Raw genomic sequence first — 20,151 nt, 5'->3', positions numbered from 1 at the left:
CGCTCATCTCCCGTCTTTTTTGTCCAAATAGTTGTAGATCGTGTACTTCGTGACGTCCAGCAAATCGGCCACATGCTGGACGGCCCCTTTGATTAAAAACAGACCGACCTCGTCGAGCAGGTGGATAAACTGGATTTTTTCTTCTTTTTGCATGAGAGCGATCGGCTTGCCCGTCTTTTTCAGGCAGTCGTCGATCATTTGCTCCATCAGGCTGGTGACCGTTGGCGCGAACGTTTCTGCCGTCCGGCCTTCCTCCACCTTGTCGGCAAACGCCATCATTTCGCTCAAGGCCGACTGCGCGATCGCAATGTGCGTCAGGTCGATGTTGATGCACAGGCTGCCGATGACCTGTCCGTTTTCGTCCTTGATATAGATCGAGCTGGACTTGATCTGCTTGCCTTTGATCGTGTCGTTGCGGTAGTTGAGGTCGTAGTCCTCCTGGCTCGTCTTGGCGGTGCGCAGCGCTTGCAGCGCCAGATTGGTGACAGGGGAGCCGACCTGTCTGCCGCTCACATGGCCGTTGTGGATCGCAATGATCGAGGAAGACACGTCCGTCAGATTGTGCAGCACCACTTCGCAATGCTGGCCGAATGTTTTCGCCAGCCCTTCCACGACCGGTATGTAGCTGGTGAGAATCGGATGAATCGGTTTCGTCATGAAAAAAGCCTCGCTTCTTTTGTCTAAGATGATGTCAACTGACCTCCACAATCAGCTCAATCTCAAGCGGATTGTTGAAGGGCAGGACAGAGGTTCCGGCTGCCGCCCGCGCATGCTTGCCTGCCTCCCCGAACACTTCGATCAAAAGGTCGGAAGCGCCGTTGATGACTCGCGGCTGCTCGTAAAAATCCGGCGCGCTGCTGACCAGCGCAAACAGCTTGACAATGCGCACAATCCGGTCGAGATCGCCAAGCTCGGCTTTCAGCATCGAAAGCAGATTGAGCGTCGTAATTTTCGCCGCCTCGTACCCTTCTTCGATCGTCACGTCTGCCCCCAGCCTGCCCAGGTAGAGCGGCTTGCCATCGACGTAGCAGCCCGCCCCGGAAGTGTAGAGCAGATTGCCCGTCCGCACGCACGAGACGTAGTTCGCCATCGTCGGCGGTGGCGGCGGCAGCGTATAGCCCAGTTGCTGCAAGCGATTTTCGATCTTCGACATAGCATCACCCCGCGAATGAATGAAAAGTCAGAAATATTTTTCGTTACGTTAACCATACTATTCTGCGCACTTCTTTTTCAACAAATTTTTGAATACGATTAATTTTTTAAAAATCTATCCAGCAAAAAAGCCAGGCACGCTCGCTTGCAAGCATGTCTGGCGGATTGTTGGCGCATTTCTGGCGCATTTCTGGCGCGTTGCTGGCGATCCCGCAACTCATCTGCACCTGCAAAAGCGGTTTCCCTTCGCCTTCCTAACGGAGCCTCAATAACGAAGCTGCATCAAAATGCTTCTGATCTCGTCGTCATTCATCATCAGATCGTAATGCTTCCGGCTGATTTTCGCCAGCGCGAGATCGTGGTAGAAAAATTCCGTGAAAACTTTGACAAACGGCTTGGACATCGTTTTGATCGCTTGCCACGACTGGTTTTCCTCACAGGCGAAAATCACCTCGCGCTCGTCGATAATCAGCAGGCGAAAGCGCTCCAGCGTGTGGTGCTCTGCTGCCGGAATCAGCGTATGCACTTTGGCGATATTCGGCTTCAACGCCCCGACGACGAGCACCTCCACGTCTACTCCGTCCGCTTCTTTCTGTTCCAGAAGCGGCAAATACTCGACCAGATCGTCTTTCCACGCCGAAATGCGGATGGAGCTTTTCGCTTCCTGAATCATCTGCTTGCTCTGTACGCGAATCGACGTGTCGACCTTCAGGCTCCAAACCAAATCTTCGGAGTAGGACTTTTTGCGCGACTGGATTTTCAACTGCTTGATGTTGTCCTGGAACTCTGCCGTCAGCTTTTCGATGGCAAGCGGCAAGGGCAGCGCACTGTAGAGCTTTTTCTTTTCCGATACCGAATCCAGCACCATGCCTTTTTCGATCATGCGCGACAGCACTTCGTATATTTTCGCTTTTGGCACGCCGGAATATTTCACGATTTTCGTCGCGTCCAACGGTTCCTCGCTCGACACCAGCGCTTCAAAAACTTTGCTTTCATACTGCGAAAAACCAAATTTTTGTAACATGCTTCCTCCTGCCCGTATCAACTGGTTATTTATTTCCTATGATAAAGCATAGATGGACACAAAGCCAACGAACCTCCGAATTGACAGGCGCCTGGCTTCCATGTAAGCTGGTAAAAGCCTGCAAATTAGGTTACTCCACGAGTAGTAACTAAAATTCAAAATCGTTGCACTTCTCTTTCAAAACGCTTTGAAAGCGGCTCCACGGGCCTGGAAGGGACATGCACCTCGCGCAGCATGAGATACTTGTTATAATTGGGAGGCAGAAAGTAGCAATGAATGTCGTTTTTTTGTTGACGGGTTTACTGTTTGTGTTCGGCGTGGGCTTTGCGCTCAGCCATCATCGCAGAGCGATCAGGCTAAAGCCGATTCTCATCATGATCGCCACCCAGCTCGTGCTGGCCTTTCTTTTGCTCAATACCGGGCTCGGGATTGACCTGATTTTGTTTATTTCCAAAGGCTTCGATACACTGATGAAGCTCGGGATCAGCGGAGTGGACTTCGTGTTTGGCGGGCTGGAAAACAACGGCACGTCCACCTTCTTTCTCGATGTGCTGCTGCCGATTATTTTCATCTCCGTGCTGATCGGGATTTTGAACCATTTTAAAATCTTGCCGCTGCTCATTCGCTTCACCGGCTTCGTGCTGAGCAAGCTGAACGGAATGGGCCGGCTGGAAAACTACATCGCGGTCTCCTCTGCTTTTCTCGGGCAATCGGAAGTGTTTCTGACGACGAAAAAGCAGCTCGGGCTCGTCTCCAGCAAGCGTCTCTATACGCTGTGCACCTCTGCCATGAGCGCTGTGAGCATTGCCATCGTCGGCGCCTACATGACCATGCTGGAGCCAAAATACGTGGTCGTCGCCATCGTCGTGAACATCCTGTCGGCGCTGATCGTCGCCAACATCATCAACCCGTACGAGCTGACGGCGGAAGAAGACTTGATCGAGCCTGAGGCAGAAGTAGAGAGGCCTGCCTTTTTCCAGATGATTAGCGAGAGCATCGTGGACGGGCTGAAAATCGCCGTGATCGTCGGCGCGATGTTGATCGGCTTCATCGCCCTGATGAATCTGGTCAACGAGCTGTTTTTGCTGATCTTCCGCATTTCGTTCCAGGACGTGCTCGGGTACATTTTCGCTCCTGTCGCCTTTTTGATGGGCATTCCCCAGGCGGAGATCGTTACGGCTGGCAGCATCATGGCGACGAAAATCGTCACGAACGAATTTGTCGCGATGCTCGACTTCAAGGAAATCGCGAGCAGCCTGTCGGCGAAAACGGTCGGCATCGTCTCGGTCTTCCTCGTCAGCTTTGCCAACTTCGGCTCCATCGGCATCATTACAGGCTCTGTGCGGGCGCTGAATGAAAAGCAGGGCGATCTCGTGGCGAAATTCGGCTTGAAGCTGCTGCTCGGCTCCACGCTCGCCTCTGTCTTGTCCGCCACGATCATCGGCGTCTTTCTGTGATCGGCGGCTGGCTTCCACGCAAAAAACAGGCATGCAGCTCACAGCCATGCCTGTTTTTTTGCGTTCGCAGCTTCTGCGGATTGAGCTTGCCAGCTTCATCTGGCAAGGCAAGCTGGCTCAGCCGGGACGACGGCGCTCAAGCGCAACTCGACCCTTGTCCCTTGCCCTTCTGTCGAGTAAATCTCGATCTGCCCGCCCATTTCCTCGACCAGCTTTTTGCAGACGGAGAGGCCGATGCCCGTCCCCTTTTCCTTCGTCGTATAAAACGGCTCAAACAAATGCTTCTTGCGCTGCTCGGAAATACCGCAGCCGTTGTCCTCAATCGTCACGCTGACCGTTGATTCGGAGGCAAAAAAACGGGTGTGAATCCGGACGATTCCGTTTGTGTCCACTGCGTCGATCGCGTTTTGCATCAGGTTGAGGCAAATTTGCTCCACGTGGGATGGAATCGCCCAGACCCGGACTTGCTCAGGTGAATAATGAAAAGACAAGTGCACATCTTTTTCGATGAGAGAATGCATCGTCAGCTCATGCACCCTCTCCAGCAGCGGGTGCAGCTCGACGATTTCGTTGCGGCTGTTCGCCGCTTCATTTTTGCGGGCCAAAATCAAAAAGCTCGTGACCAGCTTGTCCAAGGTTTGCACCTCGTGCTGGCAAATTTGAATGTACTTGGCAAAGCGCTCCCTGTCTGCCGGAGAGGGAGCCTCCAGTTCCAGACTTTTTCGCATCAACTGCAAAAATCCGCGAATCGCCGTCAACGGATTGCGTATCTCATGCGCCATGCCTGCGGCCATCTGCCCGATGACCCCCATTTTTTGCTGGTGCAAATGGCTGATCTTCTGATCTTTGCTCGCCAAGTATCCGCGCATCGTGTGGTGATAGCGCACGCTTAGCACATCGTGCAGGCGCGACAACAGTTCCTCTCTGGCCAGTGCCTCCGTGCAGGCTCGCCGTATGCCCTCATACGCATGGTGGCGCAGGTTGTGCATCGCTTCGAGCAGCACTTCCTTCGGGATTTCTTCCTTCGCCCACCTCTCCCCCCACTTGTACGACTTCCTGGGCAGCGCCTGCAAATATACCGTGTACTCGCCCTCTTCTGCAAATAGCTGCTGCACCGCTTCTGTCAGCAAGCCGTGAACCCCTATCCGCTGCTGTTGCTGATATTTGCGATAGTAACGGGAAATCGGCTCTCCAAATGAAAGCATGTCTTGCATGTGCAGCTCCACGATTTCCTCCGCAGCGACCAGCAACGGCGACAGCCATCTGTCCCTGACCGAAATCCACTCTTCGTCACTCATTGTTTCCCTCTTGCCCTTACCCATATTTTCCCAACCAAAGGACAATTCGCTAGACTGTGACTGGTTCCTTCTCACACATAAATAAAAAATGATACGCCGGTTCTCTTTTTGCACGACAACGTCCGTTTGCCGCAGCCAGGCGAAGCGTTTGCTTTTTTCCGGCAAAAAAAGGATACGCAGCGAAATAGCTTACGCATCCTTCTTTATGACAAGCTATTGCTGCTCCGACGAGCCGTTGTTTACAGAAGCTTTCGTCAATTGACGCAAGGCGTAGCTCATCCTCGCGACCTCGCCTTCCCGATCCCGGAAAAAGTCGATCCAGACGATGGAATCTCTCCGTCTAAAAATAAAGCTGTCTTTTGCTACAGGCAATAGCGGATAAACGAGGCCGTCCACTTCCAAATACAACTGCCCATCCCGCTTTGCAATCACGGTATTCAGCCATTCGTTCGATTCATAGCGGCCTGCGTATTCGGACAGTTGCTCGTCTGCCAGCTCATACGGCGCGTATGTGTACATCGGAGCGACGCCCTCTCCGTTCGTGCGGAATACTTCCAGGTAAGCCAACAGATCGTTCACGGTTGATTTGAGAAAGCCGGCGGCGCGCATGGCGGGGGCATCGTGCCAGTGCGGGGCGGCAATCACCTGATTTTCGCCGTCGAGTTTTTTGTTCGTGTACAAAATCGTGACGTCGTCCTTGTCCGCAAGCGCCTCCACGTCAAACACGGTCCGCTGCATCCCGAGCGGCTGCAAAATGTGCTTGGTCACGTACTGTTCATACGTCTGCCCGCTCACCCGCTCGACGATCGCCCCGAGCAAGCCGTAGGCGTCGTTGTTGTAGCTGAACACTTCTCCCGGCTCGCCGAGCGGCTTGGCGTCAAACGCCGCGATCGCCTGCAGGACCTCTTCATACGTGTCCAGGTACGGCAGCTTTTTCAGCTCTTCCTCCGCTTCCGTCCCCGCAATCGCCGGGTCTTGCTCCATACTGCGCTTCATCGCTTTGTCCAAAAAAGGCAGCGGCGCCATTCCCGGCGTATGCGTCATGAAGTGATGAATCGTTATCCGCTTCGTCAGCTCTTCATCCCCGGCGCGTAACTCCGGCAAATACTTGACGACCGGATCGTGGACAGACAGCTTGCCAGCCTCCTGCAACTGCATGATGGCGACGCACGTAAAAGACTTGGTGATCGAGGCGATGCCAAACACCGTGTCGGCCGAGAGGGGCAGCCCGTTTTCCCTGTCGCGGTAGCCGAATGTCTTCTGGTACAGCAGCTTTCCTCCCCGCGCGACCCCAATCGCCGCTCCTGGCGCGTTGGCCTCGGCCAAAAGCTGCTCGGCATACTCTTCAAACGATTTCGTCCATGTCGTCACCTGCATCAGTTCCCCACCGCCTCGTCGTAAATCGCTCTGGCTGCGCGGGCGATGGCCAGCTCTGCGGCCTGCTTGTCGGTCACGCCCCGCGACAGTACGGTAATCGCAATCGTTCCTTTTCCATCAGGCAAATAAATCAGTCCTGCGTCGTTGACCACGGCGTTGACCGTCCCGGTCTTGTGCGCGACCTTCGTTCCTTCCGGCAGCAAGTAAGGCAGGCGGCTGTTGAACTGCTGGCGGCGCAAAATGTCCAGCATCAGCTCACAGGAGGCTTGCGTCAAAATTTCTTTTCGCGCGATCAGCATGAGCAGACGGTTCAGGTCGCGCGGCGTCGCTACGTTGTTGTCTAAAGTCGGCAGCGAAACGTCGTGGACGATTTCGTACTCGCCGGTTTCCTCCCGGCGCTCGTATTCGTCATAGCCTGCCGGGGACGGCGCTGGCTCGTTCATGCCGACACAGCGGTTGAGCAGTTGCCAGCACGTATGCCGCAAATGAATCTGCTTCAGCCCCAGCTCGTGCATGTGCGCCTCGACCTTGTCGATGCCGCCGACAAGCTCGATGATAAGATCGGTCGCGTAGTTGTCGCTGACAATCGTCATCAGCGTCGCCAAGTCCTTGACGGTCAAGGCCGCGCCCGCATCCAGCTCCTGCAAAATGCCTGAACCGGGGACGCGCGTGTCTTTTTGCGTCACCACCCGCTGGTCGAGCCGGACGCGCCCTGCCTCCACCTCGCGCATCAAGGTGACCATGATCGGAATTTTGAATGCGCTCGCCAGTTGAAAAAGCTGATCGTCGAGCTGTCCGGCCGACTCCCCCGTTTCCAGATGCTCCGCTGCGACCCCGAACACGCCTGGCGCGTCCGCGAGCGCTTTTTCCAATGCCTTCTGCCATGCCATAGGAAAGTCTCCTCCTTTTTATGGAAACGGCCAACACACATGTATCACGGGCGTCGGCCATTTCTGTCATGCGCTATTGTTCTTTGTAGCCCCACTTGAAGTCGATATAGCCCAGCGGGTCCACGGTGATGCCTTTGACCTTGTCGTTTTGCACCCAGGAGTTGACGCTGCTGTACACCCCTGTGACCGGCATCTCGTCCATCAGAATGCTTTCGGCCGCAAGCAAATGCTGGTTGCGCTTGGCCTCATCCGGCTCGGCGTACGCCTGCTTTACCAGCTCCACATAGCGCTCGCTGTGCCAGAAGGTCGAGTTGTTTGCGCTGTACTTTTCCATCAAAAGCTCCAGGAAGTTGACGGGGTCGTTGTAATCGCCTGTCCAGCCCGTGCGCGAAATCATGTACTTGCCGTGCTCCTGATCGTCGAACATGACTTTGAGCTCTTTGTTGACGAGCTTGACGTCTACTCCCAGCACCTGCTTCCACTGGGCTTGCAGCGCTTCGGCAATTTTCTTGTTGAGGTCGGAAGTGTTGTACAGGTAGGTGATCTCCGGCAGTGTCGCGATGTTCAGTTCTTTCATGCCTTCTGCCAGTAACTGTTTCGCCGTCTCGGTGTCATTATCCTTGAAAAATCCATCCGGCTTCAGGGAGGCGGAGCGCGGCACGAAGCCCATCAGCGGCGTCTGTCCAGCCTGCCCGATGTTGTCCGCGATGTCCTTGCGGTTGATCGCGTAGGCAAACGCCTTGCGAATTTTCGCATTCGTAAACGGCGGCTTTTCCGTCTGGAACAGCAAATAGTAGTTGGTCGCGCGCTCCATCGTCTTGAGCTTGCCTTCGTCGCGCAGCGGCCCGATTGCATCCGCTGGCAAACTGCTGATCGGCCCTCCTGCCCAGTCCAATTCGCCGCTGTTGAACAGCTCCAGCTCGGTATTCGTATCTTCAATCATGGAAAACTCGATTTCGTCCAGCTTCACGACGTCTTTGTCCCAATACTGGTCGTTTTTCGCCAGCTCGATCTTGTTTTTATGCTCCCAGTTCACCAGCTTGAACGGGCCGTTTGTCACGATCGTTTCCGGCTTTCTCGCCCAGTCGGGGTTGGACTCGACCACTTTTTGGTTGACCGGATAGTAGAAGGTGGCGAGCGTCAGGAAGTACGGGGTCGGATTTTCCAGCGTGACCTGCAAAGTCTTGGCGTCGATCACCTTGATGCCGACATCTGCTGCCTGCGCCTTGCCTTCGAAAAAGGCGCGGGCATTTTTGATCGGGTAGTATTTGTAGGCGGAGCCGCTCGCTGTTTTCGGATCGAGCACGCGCATCCAGGCAAAAGCGAATTCGTTGGCCGTCACAGGGTCGCCGTTGCTCCATTTGCTGTCGCGCAGCGTAAACGTGTACACCTTTTTATCGTCCGATATGGAAATGTCCGAGGCTACGGAATTGACCGGCTTGCCATCCTTGTCCAGCCGCACGAGCGAGTCGTACAAAGAGCGGATAAACGCGCCGGAAATGACGTCGTTGGACATGCCGGAGTCCAATATTTCCGGCTCGGAGGCGTTCATGCGCAAAATCTGGCTGGCTGCCGGTGCAGGCGAAGCCGCTTCGGATGACGGCTGCCCTTGCGAGTCTGGCGCTGCCTGATTCGTGGGCGCACTGTTGCTGCAGCCTGCAAACAATCCGGATAGCAAAACCAAGAGACTTGTGATGACAACTGGTTTTTTCATGCTTACCCCCATTTTTTGGTTCGGTGAACGGCTGATGCATAAATATTCTGCAAATTTTGTGCCAGATCATTTTCGCGGGCGCTGTTCCGTATTCAACACTGAATACTTTTTGCCTTGGGCAGTTTTTGCAAAAAATCCCATCTGTCTTCCCTGGGAAAAAAACGCGGCCCACACGATCAGGCTGCCCATTTTTTCGTTTTCCGATTACGCAAAAAAGAAGTATTCAGTCTTGAATACTTCTATTCACGCGCGAATATGGAATTGTCCGGTAGACAGGGGTTAGCTGATCGCTGGCTGGTGCATGGAAACCGCGTCACACGACCGTCTGCAAAAGACGATCGGGACGTGCTTTTGCTTCGCCAGCTTCTTGATGTTTTTACTGAGACTGTGGCTGACGAAGTTGATAAAGACGAGAACCAGCTCCGTATCGGCAGGAATCGTCGCCTTTACGTCCGATTTTTTTCGTCCGGAAACGTGATACACATTGCGAAACCCTTTATCCTGCAACAAGCTCTCGATTTCCCCTACCCGATCTCCACCTACTACAAGAACGCCTGCCATAACAAAGCTCCTCCTCTCTATTCTCCCGTCAGTATCAATCTGTCGTGCGCTGGGCCTGTTTGCTCCGCCTGCTATCTGCCTGTTCGTGCCTGATTGTACTTCGTCTCCGCCTTTTCAGCAGGGAGCCTGTATTTTTCGGTCCGCTCGATCTGGACCACCTGCGAGTCGTGAACCACGATGTGAATGGAGCCGTATTCCAAGCTGTCCAACGCACGCGCGATTCTCTCCCACAACCGTTCATCCAGGGCATTCTCTTTCTTTGCCATATGGTCACTCCTCCCTGTTTTTGGCGAAAAAAATCAATGTATATTATTCCTACCTATTTAGTATGTTTTGTTTCCTAATGATACCCCTCGGTCCCCTTTTTTGTCAATGAGAGCACGGGGCTTCGAGAGGCTGCGCAAATCCGGTATCGCTGGCGTTCATGTATGTCCATTGCATTTCCACGCTGTGCGGTTGCTTTGGTACTTCACCTCTTTTCCGGTTGATAGCAGAAAGACTCCCGATGAACAAGACATGCTGGTTGTCTGCACGGGAGCCTTCGGTAGTCCGATCAGCTATTTAACAAAAACCGATATACTTACTTTGATTTATAACGAGTTTATCATATACTTTCTCTCTCGGTCAATGCCTCTACTCTCCCTTTTTCGCAGCAGCTAGACCAGATGGCAGGCGACGAATCTGTCCCGGCTTACTTCGCGAAAAGCCGGGGCCTGCTCGCTGCACAGCTCCATCGCGTACGGGCAGCGCGTGTGGAACTTGCAGCCTGCGGGCGGATTGGCAGGGCTTGGCATGTCTCCCTGCAAAACGATCCGCTCGCGCTTGTGCCGCGGAATCGGTAGCGGAACGGACGACAAGAGCGCCTTCGTGTACGGATGAAGCGGCTCGGCAAACAGCTCGTCGCGGGAGGACAGCTCCACCAATGAGCCGAGGTACATGACGCCAATCCGCGAGCACAAATGCTCGACGACGCTCAAGTCGTGGGAAATGAACAAATACGTCAACTGCCGCTGCTCCTGCAACTCCGCAAACAGATTAATAATTTGCGCCTGAATCGACACGTCCAGGGCTGAAACCGGCTCGTCTGCCACGCTGAAATCCGGGTTGAGGATGATCGCGCGCGCAATCCCGATCTGCTGGCGCTGACCGCCGGAAAACTCATGCGGGTAGCGGTCGATGTGATAAGGCGCAAGCCCGCACAGCTCCATGACGGCAAGCACCCGCTCTCTCGCCTCGGCGGGCGCGGCAAGCCCGTGGTCCAGAAGCGCCTCGCCCAGCGCCTCCCCGATGCGAATGCGCGGATTGAGCGAGCTGTACGGGTCCTGGAAAATAAACTGCATGCGCGGGCGCAGGGCGCGCAGCTCCGCTTTGGACAGGGCGTGCACGTCGATTCCTTGAAAGCGCACCTCGCCTGCCGTCTTTTCCAGCAGCCGCAAAATCGTGCGCCCGGTCGTGCTTTTTCCGCTGCCGGACTCGCCGACCAGCCCGAACGTCTCGCCTTTTTTGATCGAAAAGCTGACGTCGTCCACTGCCTTGACGTGGCCGACCGTCCGCCCCAACAGCCCGCCTGTGATCGGGTAATATTTTTTCAGCCGATGCACTTCCACCAGATTACCGGTCATAGCCAAATTCCTCCTCGTGCAGCCAGCAGGCTACCTTCCTCCCGTCGCCCAGCTCGCGCAGCGGCGGATGTTGCACCCGGCACTTGTCCAGGCAATGCGCGCAGCGGTCGTGGAAGTAGCAGGACTCGCCGAGCGTCGCCGGATGCGGCACCTGGCCGGGGATCGAGTACAGCTTGGCCTGCCGCTGGTTCAGCACGGGCTTCGAGCGAAGCAAGCCTTGCGTGTACGGGTGCAGCGGCGATTCGAACAGCGCTTCGACGGGCGCTTCCTCGACCACTTTTCCGGCGTACATGACCACCACGTGATCGGCCATTTCTGCGACCACACCCAGATCGTGCGTAATCAGCAGGATCGCTGTGCCTGACTCTTGCTTGATCTTGCGCAAGAGATCGAGAATTTGCGCCTGGATCGTCACATCGAGCGCGGTCGTCGGCTCGTCGGCAATCAACAGGCGCGGATGGCAGGAAATCGCAATCGCGATCATGATCCGTTGCAGCATCCCGCCGCTCAGCTCGTGCGGGTACGCTTTGGCGATCTCCCTGGCGCGGGGAATGCCGACCAGCTCGATCAGCTCGATCGCTTTTGCCAGCGCTTCTTTTTTGCGCAGCCGCTTGTGCTCGATCAGCGGCTCCATGATTTGCTCGCCGATCGTCAACACCGGATTGAGCGACGACATCGGCTCCTGAAAAATCATCGCCAGTTCGTTGCCGCGCAGTTTGCGCAGTTCCTCCTTGCTCACCTTGCGCAAGTCGCGGCCCGCGAACCACACTTCTCCGCCGACGATTTTTCCCGCCGCCTCCGAGATCAGCCCCATCAGCGACATGGCCGCAGCGCTCTTGCCGCAGCCCGACTCGCCGACGATGCACACCGTCTCGCCAGGCTGCACGCGCAAGTCGAGGCCGTCTACCGCCTTGACCACGCCCAGCTCCGACTTGAAATGCGTACTCAGCTTGCGAATGTCCACCAGCTTGTTCACGTCCGGCTCACCTGCCCTTCTGCTTCGGGTCCAGTGCGTCTCGCAGTCCGTCCCCGAGCAAATTGATCGAAATCACGGTGGCAAAAATGGCGACGCCCGGCGGTACCCACAGCCACGGCCGCTTTTGAAAATCAATCAGGGAGTTCGCCGCGTCCATCATGTTGCCCCACGTCGGTGTCGGCGGGACGACGCCCAGCCCGAAATAGGAGAGCACCGATTCGCTCAGGATCGCTCCCCCGACGTTCAAGGTCGCCACGACGATGAGCAGCGGCATCAGATTGGGCAGCAAATGGTGAAACAGCTTGCGCCGATCCCGCAGGCCGAGCACCTCTGCCGCCTGCATGAACTCGCTCTCGCGCAGCGTCAGCATCTGGCTGCGCACCAGCCGCGCCAAGCCCGGCCAGCCGATCAGGCTGAGCATGACCATCACGATGTAGATGCGGTAATCAGTCGGGATTTTCCACTCGGAGAGCACCGCGCCCATGATGAAAAGCAGCGGCAAGCCGGGAATGGTCATCAACACATCCGCCAGCCGCATAATCAACTGGTCGACCCAACCACGGTAAAAGCCTGCGAGCGCCCCGAGCACCGTCCCGATCGTGACGGACAGCACCATCGAGGCGATCCCGACCGTCAGCGAGATGCGACCCGCCTGCATCATCCGCGTCAAAATGTCCCGCCCCAAATTGTCCGTCCCGAGCCAATGCGCGAGGCTTGGCGGCTTGTTGATGCTCGCCGTGTTCACGCTGCCGCTGGCGTAGGGCGAAAAAAACGGCCCGATCAAACAAACTGCGGCCATCACCAGCAAAAACACGAGTCCGCCCATCGCCAAACGCTTCTTTTTCAGCCGCGAAAACGCCTCGCGCCACAAGGAGGATCGGCGGGAGGCAGTCCGCCCGTCTCTCGCCAGCTCCGCTGCTTCCCTCGCTACTGTCGCCATCTCGTTTCCTCCCTCACTTCAGCCGGACGCGCGGGTCAGCCACTCTGTACAGCAGATCGGCGGACAGGTTGCCCACGACGGTGAGAATCGCCAAAAACATCGTGAAGCCCATCAACAGCGGGTAGTCCCGCACCGAAAACGCCTGCATGTACAACTGTCCGACACCGGGCCAGTTGAAAATTTTTTCCGTGATGATCGCGCCGCCAAAAAGCGCCGGCAGCTCAAAGCCGAGCAGCGTAATCGCTGGCAAAAGCGCATTGCGCAGGGCGTGCTTGTGCAGGACGACTTTTTCTTTCAGCCCTTTGGCCCTGGCTGTGCGCACGAAGTCTTGCTGGATGACCTCGAGCATGTTCGTACGGAAATAGCGGGTCAGCGCCCCTACACTCAACAGCGTCAGGACAGCCACAGGCAAAAACATGTGGCGAATGACGTCCCATGCGTAAGCAAGCCCCGTCTCCTTGCTGCCGATCTGCATCATCCCGCCCGCAGGAAACAGCTTGGCATCGACCGCGAACAATTTGATGAACAGCAAGCCGACGAAAAAGACAGGCAGCGACATCGCGGCAAACACCCCGATCGTCACGAGCGCATCGAACCACGAATGCTGCTTTGCCGCAGACAGCACCCCGATGGAAATGGCGATGAGCCAGGTGAAAAACGTAGAGGTGATGGCGAGCAAAAACGAGTTCCAGATGTAGTCGTTCAAAAGCGACATCACCGGCTGCTGGTATTGCAGGGAGTAGCCGAAGTCGCCGCGCAAAGCGTTTTTCATCCAGATGACATACCGCTCCCCGACAGGCTTATCCAGTCCGTACATCGCCTTCAGCTCCAGCTTGCGCTCCGCCGTCAGCTTCGGGTTCGTATCGACGAAGTCGCCGGGCGTCATGGCGTACAAAAGAAAGATCAGAACGGATGCGCCGAAGAGGCTCAGCGCCATGTACAACAGTCTTTTCAGGAAATAGGCGGTCATCGTTTGCCTCCTTTCGGGTGGAAAAGAAGAAAGCCCAGCCCCAGGGCCGGGCACAACTCACGGGTGCAGCCATTCGCTACTCACTCTCATCCCGCCCCTAAAGGGGGTGCTATCGCACCGTAGCGGGCTTTCTCGTTCGGAAAATCTGTAATAACCTGCCCGCGATACTTGGGCGATCGCCACCAACCAAGTAATGGGGTACATGTCCTTTAACGAAGAAATGATGTCAAAGCGATTTATTTTCGGAATGATCCCTCCCCGAATAGATTGGGATTGCGCTTTTTTAGAAACGCGACCTGCGCTTTCAAATAATCCCGTTCTTCCTCCACGCTGGAAAACCTGGTGCGGGGCCGTCCAATAAAAGGATGGGAAGCTGCTTGTTTGCCCCGCTGATCCTGCAGTGTTTCGTGGTTGCGGCATTTCTTTACCCAGCTCTTTACCTGACTAGAACTGCGTATTCCCAGAGCATCCGCCACAGCTTGATAACTTCGTCCACCCTTTTCATATAAATCAACGGCTCTTTGTTTTGTCTCCTCTGAATACTTCACAAATGACTGCCCCTTTTTAGCCAAAGAAAATCCCCTCCAAGTATCAGTGTATCATCCAAGCTCGTTAACTTGGTCTTTTTTCACCGTCTACCTAAAGGGGATAATATCATTCTCCTGATTTTTCTGGTTTAAATCGTTTTTTGTTTTATATACAAAACAGTTTTCAATTTATATATATTAAATTTTTCCGAACAGTCGAGTCAACGGTAAATATTTTGATAATTCAATTCATTGGCAGCAGCTCCTATTCATCGCCAGTCGATGACTCGCCGCCTGTCCATTTCCCGTTTTTGCGCAAGCGCGCCGGCGACCTCGGCCATGAGCGCCATTCCTCTGTCGATCTCGGCGGCATCCGTCTGAATGATGCTGAGGCGCAGCCCGTTGTCGCTAGCAAAGCTCGGCAAGTAGTTTTGCTCCGTGGAGAACACCCGTACATGGCGCTGCTGCAAGGCCGCGATCATGTCGGGGGCTGCGATTCCTTCCGGCAGGACGATGGTCGTAAAAATTCCCCCGTGCGCCGCGACATACCGAAAGCCCAGCCCCTTGTCCAGATGGCGGCGGCAAGCTGCATCCAGCGCTTCCATCCGCGCCTGATAGCGCTCCCTAACCATCGCCGCATGACGGTCGTACATGCCGCAGTTCAGATACAGTTCCAGAGCAGCTTGGGACAGGACCGACGTGCTGGAATCAGCCGATGCTTTGAACAGGCGAAACGTCTCCAGAAGCGACGGCGGCAACACGACCGCAGCCAGTCGCAGTCCCGGCAGCATGATTTTGGAAAAGCTTTTGACGTAGATAACCTGTCCCGCTGAATCGTAGCTGTAGATCGGGTCGGCCTTCGCCTTCGTCTCCATGTCAGCCAGGTAGTCGTCCTCGACGACAAATACCCCGTAGCGCTCCGCCAACCTGGCGATTTGCTTTTTCTCCTCTGCCGCATAGCTTGTCCCGAGCGGATTGTGATAGCGCGGCACAGTATAAAAAAACTTGATCGGATTGTTGCGAAAATGTCGCTCCAGCTCGTCCAGGTCGATGCCTGCCGCAGTCCGCGCGATTCCGAGCGCCGTTACGCCCAGCAGCCGCAGCGAACGAAGCATGCCGTGAAAAGTGGGCTGCTCGACCAGAACCGCGCTTTTTCCGTTGGGAAAAGGCATCGACGCAAGCAGGTGCAAAGCTTGCTGCGCGCCCGAAACTACGCAGATTCGGGACGGATGCGCGAATACTTGCGAATGGGCGAGATGCTTCTCCAATTCGCGGCGCAAAGAGGAAAAGCCTTGCGGATCGCAATAGGTGAAAAGCTGCTCCCGGTACAGCTCGATGGCGCGGTTGAGGCAATGCTGGAAGTCTTTGTACGGCATGACCTCCGGATCGGGACACGCCGCTGAAAAATCAATGTGCTCCTCCATCCGGCGCGCGCTTTCCTGCGAGCGAAGCACTGCGTAATAGCCGCTTTTTGGCACGGAGTAGATCAAGTGCTCTTTTTCCAGCTCCTGATAGGCCCGGATCGCCGTGTTGATGCTGCAATTCCACAGCGCAGAGGCTGTGCGGATCGAAGGCAGCTTCTCGCCCGGCCGTATGTTGCCCGCCGCCAGTCGCTCCTTGATCTCTTGCTTGACCGCTTCGTATTTTGTCTCCATCCTGTCCCCCGTTCTCCGCTCTGTGTGGGTACAGATGCGCTTTTTGTGCGTAGCTCTCTTTTTGTTCCTTACAGTATAGTAAATCGTAAGTCAGGCAGTAAACAGGAAAGCGGGAGGGGTACAGATGGAGTGGAAGCACGGCGAATGGCCTTATACGATGAGCGATGACAAGGCTTTGCTCGACGAGGACAAAATTTGTGCGTGGCTGGCTACCACCTATTGGGCCAGCGAGCGTCCGTGCGAGATCGTGCGCAAAAGCATCCAGCAGTCGCTCTGCTTCGGATTGCACCACGAGAACGGACAGGCTGGATTCGTCAGGGTCGTGACGGACTACGCGACTTTTTCCTGGGTGTGCGATGTCTTCGTCGATCCGGCGCATCGGGGAAAAGGGCTTGGCAAGTGGATGATGGAGATCGTCATCCACCATCCGGCCATTCGTCATACGAACATGACGCTGGGTACGCGGGATGCGCATGGACTGTACGAGCAGTACGGCTTCGTGCGCAGAGAGATGATGCGCAGGCAGGCAGAGTCTGTGTGAGCGGCGTTGTCCGTTGTCCGTCGGGCACGCCTGAGCGACCAGCCAAAGCCATGCAAAAAGGGAGGCTTCTCCAAAAGCCTCCCTACTTCTTTTTCACTTCGCCGTCCGCTGCGACCGTTGCCCCGTAGGAAATCCGGTTCAGCTTGTCCACCATCCGCTGCCTGTTTTGGCTGTCCATCGGGGCTGGCTGTCCGTTTGCAATCTTGACCGGGATGACCCGCGTCCTCGTGCCGCTTGCGGCAAATGTCAGCTCCGCCATGATGGCTTCACGGCCTTTCGGATTGTGCGAGGTCGTGAACACAAAATTGCCTACGCTGTAGTAGATCGGCGCATTTTTGTAAAACTCGACGCCCATGACCGAATGGCTATGCGAGCCGACTACCGCATCCACGCCGTGGTCGATCAGCTTTTTCGCCAGCTCGCGGGCATACGGCTCGGGCGTGTCCTTGTACTCCAGATTCCAGTGCATGACCGCAATCGTGATATCTGACTGCGCCACCGCCTGCTGCACATAGGAGAGCATCGGCTCATAGGCGTAGGCGTGCGCAAGCCCTGGCCTGTTTTTGCCCGCGTACCAGCGCTGATTGGGCAGCACGCGGCCAAGCCCGATCACCGCAACGCGTTTGCCTTTGATCGTCTGTACGTACGGCGCAAACGCTTCCGCTTCGTTTTTGCCTGCGCCCACGTAGCCGATTTGCTGCTTTTGCAAATGGGCAAACGTATCGAGCAGGGCATCCACACCGTAATCCAGCGTGTGGTTGTTCGCCAGATTGACCACGTCGATTCCGGCAGTTTTAAGCCCCTGCAACGCTTCCGGCTTGGCGCGATACGTAAACTCCTTTTTCTCCGGCTTGCCGCGTGTGCTGACAGGCGTTTCCAGGTTGCCGATAGCCAGATCGGCCTGCCGCAAAAAATCCGCTGTTTTTTGAAACGGGTAGTCGATCCCATGGCGCGCGATCTGTACCCCTACGCTTTTATCCAAAATGATGTCTCCCACAAACGCGATGCGGATTTCCTCTGCTGCTATTTGCCGCTCGCCCGCCTCTGTCGCCTGGACGAAAGCCGGGCTTGCGCTCGCAGCAGCCAGCAAAGCCGCTGCGACCGCTACCATGGCCGCCCTTTTCCATCGAATAATCTGCATTCGCCGCGCACGTCCTTTTTTTACCTTTCATTGTAGAAGGCGCGCTGCGAAAAGCTTGTTGAAGCGTGTCCGGCGGGGAAAGGAATTTCTCGCCCTATTTTGACGCCGCGTTTTTCCCGTGTCGAACGGCGCATGTCTGCTAGTATAATAGAAGGATACTTTTGCGCTGCAAGGAAGAGGATAAAGACTTGTCAAACATGCCAGCCTCCGCGGAACGCGAGCAATTTGCCAGCGGCCTGTTTTTTGTCCGGGCCAACCTCGTGTTCGCAAACGGCGATTTTGCAAGCTGGGTGGCAAGCGCTGCCCAATTGCAGGACGAGCTGCCCCAAAACCCGCTGTTCTACCATCTGAACTACAACGCGACAGAGCCTTTTATCCGAAAGACGCGCTTCGGCTTGAAAGGGATGATGTCCGATGAGACAGAGCTGGTCGGCAAGCAGTTTTCCCGCATCCTGGAGACGCACGGCTGGGGCGACTCGCTGATTAACAAATACGTGGTGCAGGCGCTGGCCGAATGGCAGCAAGGCAACAAGCCGCAGGCCCTGGCATGCTTGCACGAGGCGCTCGCAATCGGAGAGCGGAATTTGTACGTGCGCAGCTTTCTCGACGAAGGCCCGGCCATGCACAGCTTGCTGCTCGCCTATCAGCAGCGGGAAAAAGCCCGGACAGAGCCGTTTGCTCCTGCCGTGTCTCCCGCTTGCGTCGCCCGCCTGCTCGCCCTCTTTCCGCAAACGGGCGCAACCATCAAAGACAATCGCTCCGCGCCGCTTGCAGAGCCGTTGACAGGCAAGGAGCGGATCATTTTGTCCATGCTCGGCAAGGGAGCTACCAATAAGGAAATTGCCGAAACGCTGGGCAATACGGGCGGGACGGTAAAAGTGTACCTGCACGGAATCTACGGCAAGCTCGGCGTCGCCAACCGCACGCAGGCGCTGCTCAAGGCGCAGGAACTGTCGCTGTTGGAAACGGAAGCGCCCAGCCGCGTCAAACCGCAAAGCTGAAACAAAAGCTTGCCCGCTTGCTTCCCCCTTCGCTCACTTCGGCTGCATCCGAATCGCCCCGTCCAGCCGAATCGTCTCTCCGTTTAACATCGGGTTGGTGATGATGCTGTTCACCAGCCTGGCGTATTCGCCGGGTTGACCTAGGCGCGATGGAAAAGGAACGGTCGCTCCCAGCGCGTCTTTTACAGAGCGCGGCAGCTTGTCAAACATCGGCGTATCGAACAAGCCAGGAGCGATCGTCATCACCCGAATCCCGTACGGCGCCAGGTCACGTGCCAATGGCAATGTCATGCCGACGATTCCGCCTTTGGAGGCGCTGTAGGCCACCTGCCCCACCTGCCCGTCAAAAGCGGCGACAGAAGCCGTATTGATGATGATGCCGCGCTCGCCCGTGCTGGCTGGCTCATTGCCTGCCATCTGCTCGACCGCCAGGCGCACGACATTGAACGTGCCGATCAGATTGAGCTGGATGACTTTGGCAAATGCCTCCAACGAATGCGGGCCGTTTCTGGAAAGCGTCTTTTGCCCCAGGACCGTGCCCGCGCAATTGATCGCAGCATGAATGGTGCCAAAAGCTCCCGCTGCGCGGTCAATCGCCTCCCGCACGCTCGCCTCGCTCGTCACATCCGTCTGTACAAACAGGGCTTGCTCACGTCCCAGCTCGCTGGCGAGGGCGTACCCCCGTTCGAGGTCCAGATCAAGAATGGCTACTTTTCCTCCGTGCTCAACCACATTCCTTACTGTGGCTTCCCCCAATCCGGAAGCTCCACCCGTTACCATGGCAACCACATCCCGAATTTCCACGCCATTCTCTCCCTTCCTTCAAATCGGCATTCGCAACATTACCTATGCAAGTTTTGCACCAGCCCGCAAAAGCGTTATCAGCTCCCGCTTTGTCTAAAACACTGCTGTCCATGTCGCGGTCCGGGCACATACGCGCAGCGGACAGCGGACAGTTACGAGACACCTCTGTCCGGCGATTGGACAACTCTGACCGCTTGGCACTGGTTCGCCTCGGCAATCCGGCTGTGCTCCACTGCCAGAGCCGCCCTTTTTCTCCGGCCGCAACCTTGCCACTCAGTCGCCCCAAACCAAAAGCTGGCAATTCGCCTATCAGATAGTATTTTATGAGCAGACGGCAAAGAAAATGGCAACTGCCTTCACAAACACCGGGGCCAACCAGCCTAACGCCTGCACGGGCAAAAACGCGATTCCGCAAGCCGGGTCGTCACAAGCTGCCGCACCACCCAGGGCAGACAGCAAAAAGATGCCGCGCTCCCCTGATGCTGCACGGCACCTTTTTAT

At 56.0% G+C, this 20,151-nt stretch carries 21 protein-coding genes; 3 read left to right on the top strand and 18 right to left on the bottom strand.

Features of this window, described 5'->3' with window-relative positions; translation table 11 throughout:
- Window positions 1-3: 3 nt before the first annotated feature.
- The 3 genes from M655_RS06405 to M655_RS06395 form a co-directional block, all read right to left on the bottom strand.
- Window positions 4-657 carry a helix-turn-helix transcriptional regulator gene (locus M655_RS06405; protein WP_026558161.1) on the bottom strand — a complete coding sequence of 218 codons (654 nt, stop codon included), beginning with the start codon at window positions 655-657 and terminating at the stop codon, window positions 4-6.
- A gap of 34 nt (window positions 658-691) precedes the next feature.
- A complete protein-coding gene (locus M655_RS06400; RefSeq protein WP_005827383.1) occupies window positions 692-1,153 on the bottom strand; it encodes a RidA family protein in 462 nt (153 codons plus the stop codon).
- 264 nt (window positions 1,154-1,417) lie between these two features.
- The gene (locus M655_RS06395) at window positions 1,418-2,176 is read right to left on the bottom strand and encodes a TrmB family transcriptional regulator (protein ID WP_005827386.1); all 759 of its coding nucleotides are present in this window, start codon (window positions 2,174-2,176) and stop codon (window positions 1,418-1,420) included.
- Between the two features lie 272 nt (window positions 2,177-2,448).
- On the opposite strand from M655_RS06395, the gene M655_RS06390 reads away from it, so the two are divergent.
- Window positions 2,449-3,633: a NupC/NupG family nucleoside CNT transporter gene (locus M655_RS06390; protein WP_005827388.1), complete on the top strand. Its 1,185-nt coding sequence runs from the start codon at window positions 2,449-2,451 to the stop codon at window positions 3,631-3,633.
- Between the two features lie 95 nt (window positions 3,634-3,728).
- On the opposite strand, the gene M655_RS06385 is transcribed toward M655_RS06390, so the two are convergent.
- From M655_RS06385 to M655_RS06330, 12 genes are all read right to left on the bottom strand, one after another.
- Entirely contained in the window at window positions 3,729-4,931 is a 1,203-nt protein-coding gene (locus M655_RS06385) for a sensor histidine kinase (protein ID WP_007786723.1), read from the bottom strand.
- Between the two features lie 213 nt (window positions 4,932-5,144).
- Window positions 5,145-6,308 (bottom strand): serine hydrolase, encoded by a 1,164-nt coding sequence (locus M655_RS06380; RefSeq protein ID WP_026558160.1) that lies wholly within the window; start codon window positions 6,306-6,308, stop codon window positions 5,145-5,147.
- Complete coding sequence (locus M655_RS06375) at window positions 6,308-7,198, bottom strand: serine hydrolase (RefSeq protein ID WP_005827393.1); 891 nt, start codon at window positions 7,196-7,198, stop codon at window positions 6,308-6,310. Before M655_RS06375 ends, M655_RS06380 begins: the two co-directional genes overlap by 1 nt.
- Window positions 7,199-7,271: 73 nt before the next feature.
- Entirely contained in the window at window positions 7,272-8,912 is a 1,641-nt protein-coding gene (locus M655_RS06370; RefSeq protein WP_026558159.1) for a peptide ABC transporter substrate-binding protein, read from the bottom strand.
- A gap of 279 nt (window positions 8,913-9,191) precedes the next feature.
- Complete coding sequence (locus tag M655_RS06365) at window positions 9,192-9,473, bottom strand: DUF2325 domain-containing protein (RefSeq protein WP_007786731.1); 282 nt, start codon at window positions 9,471-9,473, stop codon at window positions 9,192-9,194.
- Between the two features lie 71 nt (window positions 9,474-9,544).
- Window positions 9,545-9,739, bottom strand: coding sequence for a YezD family protein (locus M655_RS06360; RefSeq protein WP_005827399.1), 195 nt, complete (start codon window positions 9,737-9,739; stop codon window positions 9,545-9,547).
- A 390-nt stretch (window positions 9,740-10,129) separates the two neighbouring features.
- Window positions 10,130-11,095, bottom strand: a complete 966-nt coding sequence (locus M655_RS06355; RefSeq protein ID WP_026558158.1) for an ABC transporter ATP-binding protein — start codon at window positions 11,093-11,095, stop codon at window positions 10,130-10,132.
- The gene (locus tag M655_RS06350; RefSeq protein WP_005827402.1) at window positions 11,085-12,071 is read right to left on the bottom strand and encodes an ABC transporter ATP-binding protein; all 987 of its coding nucleotides are present in this window, start codon (window positions 12,069-12,071) and stop codon (window positions 11,085-11,087) included. The genes M655_RS06355 and M655_RS06350 overlap by 11 nt, the downstream gene beginning before the upstream one ends.
- 7 nt (window positions 12,072-12,078) lie before the next feature.
- Window positions 12,079-13,011: an oligopeptide ABC transporter permease gene (opp4C, locus tag M655_RS06345; RefSeq protein WP_005827404.1), complete on the bottom strand. Its 933-nt coding sequence runs from the start codon at window positions 13,009-13,011 to the stop codon at window positions 12,079-12,081.
- Window positions 13,012-13,024: 13 nt separating this feature from the next.
- Window positions 13,025-13,981 (bottom strand): ABC transporter permease, encoded by a 957-nt coding sequence (locus M655_RS06340; RefSeq protein ID WP_005827406.1) that lies wholly within the window; start codon window positions 13,979-13,981, stop codon window positions 13,025-13,027.
- A 236-nt stretch (window positions 13,982-14,217) separates the two neighbouring features.
- A complete protein-coding gene (locus M655_RS06335) occupies window positions 14,218-14,553 on the bottom strand; it encodes a helix-turn-helix domain-containing protein (RefSeq protein WP_025847541.1) in 336 nt (111 codons plus the stop codon).
- A 224-nt stretch (window positions 14,554-14,777) separates the two neighbouring features.
- Entirely contained in the window at window positions 14,778-16,163 is a 1,386-nt protein-coding gene (locus tag M655_RS06330; RefSeq protein ID WP_005827411.1) for an aminotransferase-like domain-containing protein, read from the bottom strand.
- Between the two features lie 124 nt (window positions 16,164-16,287).
- Here M655_RS06330 and M655_RS06325 point away from each other — a divergent pair, with 124 nt between their 5' ends.
- On the top strand, window positions 16,288-16,704 hold the full coding sequence (locus tag M655_RS06325; RefSeq protein ID WP_005827413.1) for a GNAT family N-acetyltransferase: 417 nt from the start codon (window positions 16,288-16,290) through the stop codon (window positions 16,702-16,704).
- Window positions 16,705-16,786: 82 nt separating this feature from the next.
- Here the strand turns inward: M655_RS06325 and M655_RS06320 are convergent, their stop codons facing one another.
- Complete coding sequence (locus M655_RS06320; RefSeq protein WP_026558157.1) at window positions 16,787-17,845, bottom strand: CapA family protein; 1,059 nt, start codon at window positions 17,843-17,845, stop codon at window positions 16,787-16,789.
- A gap of 197 nt (window positions 17,846-18,042) precedes the next feature.
- On the opposite strand from M655_RS06320, the gene M655_RS06315 reads away from it, so the two are divergent.
- Window positions 18,043-18,846, top strand: coding sequence for a helix-turn-helix transcriptional regulator (locus M655_RS06315; RefSeq protein ID WP_286086027.1), 804 nt, complete (start codon window positions 18,043-18,045; stop codon window positions 18,844-18,846).
- A 33-nt stretch (window positions 18,847-18,879) separates the two neighbouring features.
- On the opposite strand, the gene M655_RS06310 is transcribed toward M655_RS06315, so the two are convergent.
- Complete coding sequence (locus tag M655_RS06310) at window positions 18,880-19,650, bottom strand: 3-hydroxyacyl-CoA dehydrogenase (RefSeq protein WP_026558155.1); 771 nt, start codon at window positions 19,648-19,650, stop codon at window positions 18,880-18,882.
- A 321-nt stretch (window positions 19,651-19,971) separates the two neighbouring features.
- Complete coding sequence (locus tag M655_RS06305; protein ID WP_157797536.1) at window positions 19,972-20,109, bottom strand: hypothetical protein; 138 nt, start codon at window positions 20,107-20,109, stop codon at window positions 19,972-19,974.
- Between the last annotated feature and the right edge of the window lie 42 nt (window positions 20,110-20,151).

The organism is Brevibacillus sp. NSP2.1 (genome assembly GCF_000470975.2).
In the GTDB taxonomy this organism is placed as follows: Bacteria; Bacillota; Bacilli; order Brevibacillales; family Brevibacillaceae; genus Brevibacillus; species Brevibacillus agri.
Note: the sequence above shows the minus strand (reverse complement) of the source record. Positions and strands in the feature narration are given on the sequence as shown.